Below are 10,972 nucleotides of genomic sequence, written 5' to 3'. Positions count from 1 at the left end.
CCGGCCATGGCAAACCCCGTCTTGCTCGAAGTCGTGTCCGGCTCGCTCCCGACCGGTGACCCGATGGTGTTCACGCTGATCGTCGCCGATGACTGGCTGGCCAGCCAGGTCGAGGGGGACGCCAGCGAGCCCAAATGGGCGACGCTCGTGATGCAGTGGGACAGGATCGTTCGCTGGAACCGGGTCTTCAGCGGCCCCGTCCCGGTCCCTACCATCACCGCGTTCGGCGCCACGGTCGGTCTCGTCGTGTCGTACCTCGAGGACAACATCAACTCTCTCGACCTGAACCTCAGCGCGACCGGGACCCTCGAGGCGGCGTGGGTTCAGGGCCACCCGGGCTTCCGATTTCGCATTCAGTCGGGTGTGTTCAAGCTGTGGACCGACCGCGGGTTCATCTTTCACAGCCGGTTGTTCGCCCCGCTCGACCCCGGCACCGACCTCGCCGTTTGGCGTGCCTCGATCTGGCCCGACCGAGTCAACGACGTGGCCGCGCTGTGGTTCGGCGGCGAATCGACCGAGATCGAGGTCGTCGTCAACCGGGGCACGGCCCAGCCTCGTCTGCGGCTGGACCTCAGGCAGGAGACTGCCGACCTCCGGCTGTGGGAACAGTCGTCTTGCCGCCGGCTCGCCACCCCGACACAAACCCCCGCTGAGCTTCTCACGCAGCTCCGCACACGAGTCCAGGCCGTCCTGGACACCCTGCCGCGGCGGGCCGTGGCGGTGGCCCCTCGGCTCGGGGCCGATCCATCGTCGGCCCAGGTCTTCTACGAGGTCTCGCGAGCCTGGCCCATCCCGGCGACCCCGATCCGCCGATTCGCCCGGCCCGACTTCGACCTCCTCTTCCGCGACGACCCGGCGACGACTCGCTGGTCGCCCCGCGTGGTGACCACCGTCCAGAACCAGATCGTTCTGCACGACGACCCGGCCGAAGGGATTGGCACCGACGCGGACGGGGCCGACTCGGGCGAACCGGTCGCCCAGATTCGCTGGGAGCGTACAGGCTCGGGGTGGTCCGTCGCGGAGGCGCGGCTCCCCACGCTCGAAGGGGTCGGGTCGACCTCCACGCGGCTCCAGTCCGGTTACCTGTGGCAGTTCGCGGCCGTGGCACCGGTGCCCGTGGTCGCCGGTGCCGAGATGCCGGGTTGGGTCCGCTACGAGCTGCCCGAGCCGGACGAGGCTGCACCGCCGTCGATGGTGGTGGCCTCGCTTGACGGCCCCCTCGGCCTCCCGCCAGAACTCGGCCCTGACGGCTGGCGACTGAGGTTTGAGCACGTCGCGAGAGACCACGCCGGCGCGGTGCCGACCGGGCGACGGGTCGAGCTGACAGTGACCGATGGGGCACGCTTCGGCGTGCTGCTCAGCGTCTTCGACGCGGTTGTGACCGCGGAGTCCGTGCCCGTTCACGTCTACCCCGGAGCGCTTCCCGCACCACGCCAGCCACCGAACTCGCGCCGGCTCGAGCTGGATGGGCGGGGGACGTCCGGGACTCTCGCGACGACGAGGCTGGTGTTCACCAGCCACAAGTCGGAGGGACGGACGTCGCGTCCGAAATTGACGGCGACCATCACGCCTGGGGCTCCCGTGCGTTTCGGGCTGACCGCCGAGCGTGATGCCGTCGTCGCGTTCCTTCCCTACGGCCTGGTGGCCGGGATCGACCCGCTCTCGGCCGCTTCGGGAAACCTCGGCCAGCGGATCGACGACCGCACGCGCCGGGTAATCGTCGAGCGCGACGTCAGCCACGGCCTGACCACCTGGACCCTACGTCGGCCGTTCCGGCTTGCGGGCGCCACAGACGACCACCCGGGACGGCTGGAGGCCGTGTCCGGCTCGGTTGCCGTCGACCCGGTCGAGTCCTCCGTCTACTTCGCCTTCGCCCTGGCGCCCTGGGTCGTGTGTCGTGACGGGCTCGACATCGGTGGAGCCGCGCCCACCCGGCGCACCCTGCACCACCGCAACCTCGTGCTCGAGCACGGCGAGTTCGCGGCGGCGAGCATGGATCGGTCCGTCGACGGCCGGCCGGTGGCGATCGCCGCCAGCCGGCGGGACTTCCTGGAGGCCGTTCGCGACGCGTACAGCGTGGCCGTGACAATCCTGCCCGGCATCGAGGCCGCGGCGGCTCCGGTCACCGGCTGGCTCCCAGGTGCCGCGATCGTGGCTCCCGGCGGGAACGCAACACCCGGGCCGCGGGCCTGGCTGGAAACGCCGACGGCCCCCGGCTCGGCGCCGCTCGACCGCCTGCCGGCCGTCCGGCTGGCGGGCTCCACCCAGCGGCTCCAGGCGATCCCGGGGGACAGGGTCCCCGTCCTCGGCGAGGACCTGCCCTGGCTCACCTTCGACGTGCGCTGGCGGGGCTGGGCCGACGTGGACGGGGGCCGCAGGCCACGCGTCGAGGTCGCCGAGCCCCCACCGAGGACGGCCCCAACCGACGGTCGACAGCGAGCGAGGCAGAGCGCCGTGCCCTTGCTGTTCGAGGCCGACGAGCTGACCGCCGCTGCGTTGGGCGGCCCCGGCGCGACCCCGGCGAGCCCGCCTCTGCTGGCTGCGAACGGCTCTGGACGGGTACGCTTGATCGATCCCCGGACGGGACGGCTCCGCGCCTCGCTCGCGATCCCTGGAGCCTCGCCGCCGGCGGCTGTCCTGGCCGTGGCCGTGGGCGGGGCCGGCTACCCTCACCTCGCCTTGGCGATCGACGCAGGAGGGCGGCTCGGGGCGTGGCGGCTGACCGACGTTGATTCCGACCCCGAGGCGATCCCGGTGATCCTGCCGGCCCACCCCTGCCAGGTGGCTGGCCTCGGGTTCCTGAACGGGCTCGCCGTGATTGTAAGCTCCGACGCGCATGCGACGCATGTGTGGTCGTGGGATCCGGACAAGCCGCTCGACAGCACGAACCCGCGCGCCGAGACCGTGGCGGGGCTCGGCACCATTGCCTCTGTGTCGATCTCGCTCCGGTCGACCGCCGACGGGCTCGCCCTGGCCGTCGCCCCGGGCGCCGGTGGACCGCCCCTGGTCCTGCTCGCCAGGCAGTCCGGAAGCCTCCTGACGTTCGCCCCCGTCGATTTCGACGCCACGCCGTCCGGGGGCGCTCGGGCCGTCGCGGTCCACGAGATCGCGGAGATCGTGCCCCCCTTCGAGGGGGAGGGCGAAGTTGAGAGCGGGGACGAGGACCGGGGAGGTGCAGCGATCGTCGTGCCGCGGCTCTACCTCGCCGTGATCGTCGCCGACGGCACGCGGTGTGACGTCCATCGCGTTGAGGGAGGTGTCCTCAAGGTCACCGACAGCCTTGTTCCTGCGTCCGGCGTGCTCGGCGATTTGCGGCGGGTCGCGCTCGGGCCGCAGGCGGCTGCGGCTGGAGGCCATCCCTCACCGCTCCGGGCTGACGGGCGGGAGGTGGCCGGCCTGCTCACGCTGGCCGACGCGGCTGGTCGGGTGGCGACGTGGTACCTTCGCCCCCGCATCGGCGTCGGGTCGATGCCGCCGACCGGCCGGACGCCGCTCCGTGTCCACACGATATGGCCGACCGCGCTCGCCTGGCTCGAGCACACTCCCCTGGCGGCTAGTCCCGAGGGGCCGGCCCGCGCCCACCTCTTGGCTGGCGGCCGCGACGGCTCACTCCGCGTGATCGACGCCGACGCGGGCCTGGTCCGTGCAGAACTCTGGTCGGACCAGGAATGGCTGGACGGCCTCGGGGTCGTCCGTGCGACAACCGCGGGCTGGAGGCCCGCGCCTGGCGTGCTCGTCCAGCCGCTTGCCTTCCCGGCACAGCCGCACCGGCCTCGCACCGACCCGGATTCGGCGCCGGGGGCCTTCGGTTCGGCGATCGTGTTCGACCTGGCGCCGACACCCGATGAGCCCGACGCGGGGCTGCTCATCGCCGAGGGGAACCTCGAAGACGATCGCACCGAGATCCGCCTCGTCTGCCGGCAACTCCACCTTACGCGCGACGCGCTTGGGATGTGGACTCCCTTGGCCCTGGCCCCCGCCGACGACCTGGGCGACGAGCGACCCCCACTCCGCTTCCCGTACCACGTCGGGCCGGTCGGCACCTTTGGCGCCTCGTCTCAGGTCGCGGGTGAGGTTGCGTCGCTGGACAACTACCCTCGCCTCGGCGGCCTACCGGTCCACGTTGCGGGGATTGAGTCGTTCCGCTTCGCGTCCACGGCCAGCGGTGACGACTTCGGCATGTTCCAGGAGGTTCGGCTCCGCGTGTCGCTGCTCAACCCGCTGGGCGCGGCTGGCGAGCCCGACGGCCCGTCCGTCCTGCGTGACGAGACCCGGCTGCCGCCCGGGGCGACCGACGCCGCCACGGCGATTCTGACTCTGTCGCGTGACAATCGACTTGGTCGGCTTCGCGTCGCTGGCCTGTCGTCCGCCCAGGGTGCGGTCCTCTGGCGGGTACCGGCCCAGGCGCAGGCCCCCGGCGCGGGGGCCCTGGACGGGCGGTTCACGCGGCTTGCGGGCAGGCTCGGATGGTGCGAGACCCAGCGCGACCAGAACACCCGGTCGGCACGAATCACCCTCACGGTGGACGTTGCGGCCAGCCGCGCCGGGGTCCTCGGCGGGAACTTCCCGCTCAGCGGGCTAACCCCCTTGCTCACGTCGTTCGGCAATCGCTCGCTGGAGGCGGGTGTCCGCGGATTCGGGTTCGAGATGATCCACGAGCCTGACGCTGACACCTCCAGACTCGGCCCGGACATTGTGGCGATCGCGCCAGACACTGCCTGGACCGACGCCCGCCACGCTACGGCGATCGCCACCGTCGACGGCTTCCCGGAGGCGCTGGTGGTGGCCACCGAGGGGCCGGCGCTGCTCTGGCTCGACCTGGTCTCGGGCCAACCGTGGTCGCGAGCGGCACTGTCTGCCCCCGCCGCTTCCGTGGACGGCGGCGTCATCGACGTGCCCGCCGTCCTCCTGGCGACCGACATCGGCCTGCGGGTCTGGGACGCCGGGCACGGGGCCGAGATCCCGCCAGGCCGACCGGCACGCGATGTCCGCCCGTTCGATCGGGATGAGCCCTCGGCGATCCGCCCCCTCGAACCGGTCACGGCGGTCGCCGGGTTCGACGGCGTGGCGGTCACTGGCGACGCGGGCGGCGGCGTGACGGTCTGGGACGCGCTAACCGGCCGCTCGCTGGCGGAGGCACTGCCGCTGGAGTCGGCCGTCGTCCGCCTGGCGGCTTGTCCGGCTCCGGGAGTTGGCGGCCCGGCCTGGTTCCTGGCGGCGGCGGATGCGCTCCGCCCCCGTGTTGTGGTTCTTCAGGGTGGTTCCTCGGGGCTCGCCACAATCGCGGAGCTGACCCAGACGGGCGGGGCCGAGCCGTTCGCGACGGTCGCGTGTGGGCTGGTTGGCGCCGACGTTCACCTCGCGGCCGCGGTGGGCCCGACGCTGTCCCGCTGGCGGTTCCCGGCTGGCGGGGGTCGCGAGGATCTTCCCACGGCCACGTTCAGCTCCGACTCCGCGATCACGGCTCTGGCCGTGGCCCGCGACGGCGACCTCCCCGCGTTCGCCGTTGTGCGTGCCAATGGCAAGCTCTCGCTCGTCACCGCGACGGGCACGCCGGTGCCCGTGGGCGATGTCCCCGGCCAGGTCGCCGCGGTCGCCTTCTTTGCCACCGACTCAGGCAATCACTGGCTCTCCGTCGCAAGTCCAGGGGCCGCCCCCTCCGTCCGCGTCTGGCACCGCACTCGCACCGACGGAACCTGGAGAACCTGGACGCAGATCGACCTCAATCACGTTCCCGCCGGCGACGAGCGGTCGGCCGCGACCTACCTCAAGGTCGGCCGAGAGCCGGCCGTCGCCCTTGGCCCGCACGCAGGCGACGATGGCCGGCGCGAGATCACCGTCGCCCGCCTCCGCGATGGCCAGACCGTCACGACGATTGACGTGACGGACGCCGAACCTACGCTGCCAGCAGGAGGACTCGCGGGGCTCACGGTCCGTGCGCCTCATGCCGCGGTGGCACTCGCCGGCCAGCCGCACGCGGTCGTGGTCGACCTCCGCTGCGGGGCGACGCGGCTTCTCGTTGACCTGGCGTCCACAGGGGCCGCCGCGTGCCTGGTAAGGGTCGAAGGGGCAACCTGGATGGTCACGGCGGCCGGCCGCCGGATCGAGGCCTGGGACGTCGTGAGCGGGCTCCCGGTCACCGCAATCGTCCATGACGAGCCGGCCGACGTCCTAGCGCTCGCTGCGTTTTCCAACGACCCGGCCGACAACCCGCGGCTTCTGGTCGCCGCCTCCGACGTGCGCGTCTGGACGCCGACCGTCCTGGAGCCGTTCCCTACCGCGTCTGCCGTCACACTGCCGACCGGTCCCGCGTCGGTCACAAGCGCAGCCCTGGCCAATGACGGTCGGGGCGTTGTGGCCTTGGTCGGGCTGCACGACGGATCGTCCGGGAATGACCGTGTCGAAGTGTGGGACCTTGGACCCGAGTCGGCCACGCGTCGGCAGGCGATCCGGGCCACCGCCGGCCTGGTCCGGTTTGCCGCGGTTCGGACGCCGGACGGGCTCCACTTGGCGCTGGCCCCCGATCGGGGGCCGGTCGACGTTTGGAACCTGCCGCCGAGCGGACGGCTGCCTCGCCTACGCTGGCAATTGGGTGGAGCGACCGACGTCCCCGGCCCGATCGCCGGTTCGCGCGATCCGGCGTTGCCTCGGGTCTTCACCGCCGGCGACCGCGGCCCCACCCCTTGGACGCTTACTGGCGTCTGGGCGCTGGACAGCGTCCGGCGGGTCCGGCTCCACGCCCTGGTCGCCCTACTTGCACCCGGCGCGGGCCATGTTGGGCGCGAGCTCACGGCCACGCTGGCCCAGTTGGAGGCCGCCCGCGTGGACGTCTGGATCCGCGAGGCGGCCGGCGAGCCCCGCCGTCGGTTGGTCCCGGGCTCGTACTACCGTGGTGTTCACGGGTTCCTCGCGGGCCCGGTCGCGGCGGGCGTGCCCGAGGCGGCTTCGGTGGTCGCCCTCTGGCTCGACGGCGCACGGCTAGTCGGCACGCTGCTCGCCGAGGAGGTTGTTCGGGTCCCGTTCGCTCTGACGCTCGCCGCGTCGACCGGGGCCCCCGGGCGCGCCGATGCGATCGCCGAGGTGGTCCGGCTCTCGGCCACGCCCCTGGCACCTCGGGCAGCGAACGCCGGCCCGGCAGGCACGACGATCGTGGGCGGGCGGATCGTGGCAACCCACCCCCGTTGGTCGCGCCTGGAATTGCATCTCGGGGAGGTCGTGATCGCCGGACCGAGCGTGGCGGCGGGAGCCCCGCGTCGATTGCTCGTTCACGCCGTCGTGGAGTGGGTGCACCAGGCGACGCCGAGCCTCTATCCGCTGGAGATCCAGGGGCCGCTCGTGGTCGATCTCACCTGGCCGGCGCCCGGGGCGACCGGCAAGATCGAGATCGTCACAGGGACGTACCGCGTGTCACCATTCGAACGATTTCCCGTTGTGCCCCCGCCGGGCAACCTCGCCTTGCCTCGTCCCGACGGCCTTCTCACGGAACTCGACGTCGTGAGCACTCGTCGCGGTGACGCCGATCTGAGCGACTTCTTCGTCCGCTTTGCATTCACCACGCAGGGCATTCTGGCGAAGGCGGTCCGCTCGGAGCAGGTCCCCGTGGACACCTGCCTCGACGACGACGCGGTGCGGCCGCTGGAAACCCACCCGGAGTCGGTCGCCACGCTGGTGCACCGCCGCGCCCTGGCCCGGCGGCTCCGCTACCGGTCCACGACCGGCGAGCTTTTGACCCAGGACGACGACCGGGGTAATTGGCAGCCGACCCCCAGCCCGGCCCGCGCGTCACGCTGGTTGATCGCGCCGGTGCTGCGAGAGTCGCGGGTGTACCGGCTTGTGCGGCAGACTCAGGTGCTCGCACCCCCCTCGACGTCATTGTCGTCGTCATCGACCGGTAACCTCGCGTCCGAGGCCGGTCCGCTTCCGCGCACCGAGAACCTGTTCCTGTTGGCCCGGCCGTTCGCGGACCACGTCGATGGCTCCGGCCTGCTCACCTGCCTCGAATCTGTGACCGGCGAGTCGATGATGGGGCCGCTCCTGGCCGAGTCCCGGATCCTCGCGGAACTCGAAGGTGTGCTGGCGTCTGGGGTCATCGTGCACCGTGTGCTCCGCGGCGGACAGCCCGCCACGTACCGGATCGTCGTGCGCGAACCACGCGACGAGTTGCCGGCCGCGGCGCCCGTCGAGCGGGTGGCGCACGACGTGGCCCGCCCCGACTTCCGCGCACTGGCCCCGGGCGTCGCCCTGCGGCAGACGCAGATTGACGAGGAGTACATTCCCTCCCTGCCCGTGAGCGAGCCGGCCCTCGACTTCGATCGGACCGCCTGGCGCCGGCTCAGGTTCGTCGACCCGCGAGAGGTCGACGGCCCGCGCCGTCCCGACCACCGCGACCCGTCGCGTCGAGCGGTGTTTGTCGGCGAGCAGACCGCCTTCCACCACCTCCCGATGCCCGCCCTCGTGCCGGCGTCAGGGGAGTTCGGTCTCCAGGGCACGGACGGCGTTTCCGCCGCGATGGACGACGGCTCGGCCTGGTTCCACCCGCGAGGATTCGGGCTCCGGCTCGGCCCCGACAAGCCTGGGGCGATGATGCACCACCGCGTCGCGCCACTCACGGCCCCCGCCGCGCCGTCGATCGACCCGCCGGCCGCAGGAGCCTTGACCGTCTTTGCCCAACGTGAGCCGATGCAGACGACCCCGCCGCCAGGCGCCGACCTGGTGATTGAGTCGGCGACGCGTTATGCGATCCGGGGACTCCAGGCCGACCGTCTCACGACCGCCTGGGTCGAAACCCTCGGACGGCTCCCTTGCCCCCTGGCCGCGCCGCCCGCGGCATTGATCGAGCAGGTCCTTGCAGGGAACCCACCCCCCCCCGGCCGGGTCGAGGTCCGGTTCACCACGACCGAATTGCCGTTCGCCCGGATCTTCCTCCGGATCAATGAAGACCTTCTCGAGCTGGACTCCCGCGAGGCGAGGCTCCCCATCTACGATGGGCGGCAGGCCGCTACAACCGTGCGGGCCCTCAGCGGCAATGACGCCCAGTTCTTCGAGGTTGGCCAGACGGCCACCAGTCCACCCCGGCCCGACGCACCGGCCTTGGAGGAGGAGGTCGCCACACTCGACGCGCTGTCGACCGACCTGGGGGGGCTCGTGCTCGCCGCCTCCGAGACCAAGCTGAAGGTCTGGGCGATGGCCACTCCCCAGGCCCCGCTCCGCGAACTGACCCACCCGGGCGGCGGCCCTCTCCGCGGCGTGTTGACGCTGCGCGACCGCCGGGCGCACCTGCTCTGCACGACCGACGGCACTGATGTCGGCCTCTTTCTGATCCCGATCGCGGGCCAAGACCCCGCCATACCCCTGGTCCTCCCCGCGGGCGAGGTGCGCGACCTCGCCACGGTCTCGCTGAAGGCCATCGTCAAGAACGCCTCCGACGTCGAGGTGGAACTCGACGTCGTCGCAATCGCCGCGCTCGTCTTTGACGACGCGGCCGGGAAGACACGACTCCGCGTGTGGCTCCGCTCCGAACCTGCCGAGGACGGCACCCGGATCGACGCCACCCTAGATCGTGAGGTCGACGGCGATGGCGAGGGCATGCGACTGGCGCGGGCCGTCACCCTCCAGCGAGTGACCGAGGCGGGGGCCTCCCACCAACGCGCCGTGTTCGCGACGATCATTGGGGCGGGTCGGACCGCCCGCACCGTCGCGTGGGAGCTCGACCCGTCGCAGGACACCGACAGTCGAACGTTCGGGCTGCCGCTCCCAGGGGCCGACCCGGAGACGTTCGCCGTCGGCGCCTGGCGAGCGGAGCCGACACGTGAGGAATCGCTGATCTTTGCGGTTGCCGAGGCCACGGAACTCGTCGGCGTCGAGTTGGCGACGGGCCTCACTCGCAAGCGGCTCAATCAGCCGGTTCCCCCGGTCCACCTCGCCGCCATCGTTACCGACGCGGGCCTGCTGCTCGTCGTCGTTCAGAACTCGGGCCGTGGCTCAGCGGATGCCTTCCAGACGACCCTCTGGGATGTCGAGTCGGAGCGACCCTTGCGGACACTCCGGCCCGCCTCTCCGACCGACGCAGGGTATGGGCGGGTCGTCCCGGTCGGGCTCGTCAGGGGACTCAACCTTGCTGCGTCGCGGCCGAGCCCCGACGGTACGCTCCAGGTCTTCGACGCTGGCCTCGAGGCGTACGCACCGCCCGAGATCTTCTTCGCCACGAAGCTGAACCGCCCGTTCGACCCGGTCACCGTCAGGCTCAAGTACACCGCCGACAACGCGGTCCAAGAACAGGACGTCACGTTCACCCCGCAGCTCATCCACGACAGCAAGGGTTTCCCGACGCGCCTCCACCGTACTTCGCTCGCTCAGGTGTTCCACCCCGACGACGAGGCGGGGGGACAGGGTGTCCGCGTGTGGACCTTCGCCATTGAGTCCGGGGCCGACCCGACCCGGGTCGATTTGAACTGGGGCGCAGCGAACAAGGCATGGTTCGCCTGGAGCGGGATCCTGGAGCATAACGGCGAGACCTTCGTCGTCGAGGCCCGGATGCTCGAGCCCTCGCCGTTCAAGACGGTGAACCCGATCCCTTACTCGGCCGTCGCACCGAAGCTCGCGGCGGTCGTACTGATCGACAGGATTGACGCGATGCGGCGGGAGATATTGCAGCGGACGATTTTCTTAGGCGACGCCGCCGGCGGGACCGGTCGGCCCCGGGTGGTCAGCGGTCTCATACCACAGTTCGCCTACGAGCTGCGCGATCAGGAAACCGTAGACGTACCCCTTCCGGCGCTCCCGGACTCGGCCCTCCTGGTCGGGCTCGCCCTGGTGAAATCCTTCGTGAACGGCCAAGTCTTGGCCGCCCAAGCCTTCCCGGTCCAGCGTTCAGCTCTCTGAACGGCCGCGACCGCTCTGAGAAGGTGAGTATTCGATATTGAGTGTTCGATAAATGGCTTCAAGAGTCCTGGCGGTCCCTGACTCGCCCCCC

At 71.5% G+C, this 10,972-nt stretch carries 1 protein-coding gene; it reads left to right on the top strand.

Going from position 1 to position 10,972, the window contains the following annotated elements; translation table 11 throughout:
- Positions 1–6: 6 nt before the first annotated feature.
- Complete coding sequence (locus tag EP7_RS09730; protein WP_463527666.1) at positions 7–10,881, top strand: hypothetical protein; 10,875 nt, start codon at positions 7–9, stop codon at positions 10,879–10,881.
- The last annotated feature ends 91 nt before the right edge of the window (positions 10,882–10,972 follow it).

The organism is Isosphaeraceae bacterium EP7, from assembly GCA_038400315.1.
In the GTDB taxonomy this organism is placed as follows: Bacteria; Planctomycetota; Planctomycetia; order Isosphaerales; family Isosphaeraceae; genus EP7.
Note: the sequence above shows the minus strand (reverse complement) of the source record. Positions and strands in the feature narration are given on the sequence as shown.

Bases quoted from the DNA above. Each gene is read 5' to 3' on its own strand.
- EP7_RS09730 (WP_463527666.1), top strand. From the start codon at position 7: ATGGCAAACCCCGTCTTGCTCGAAGTCGTGTCCGGCTCGCTCCCGACC.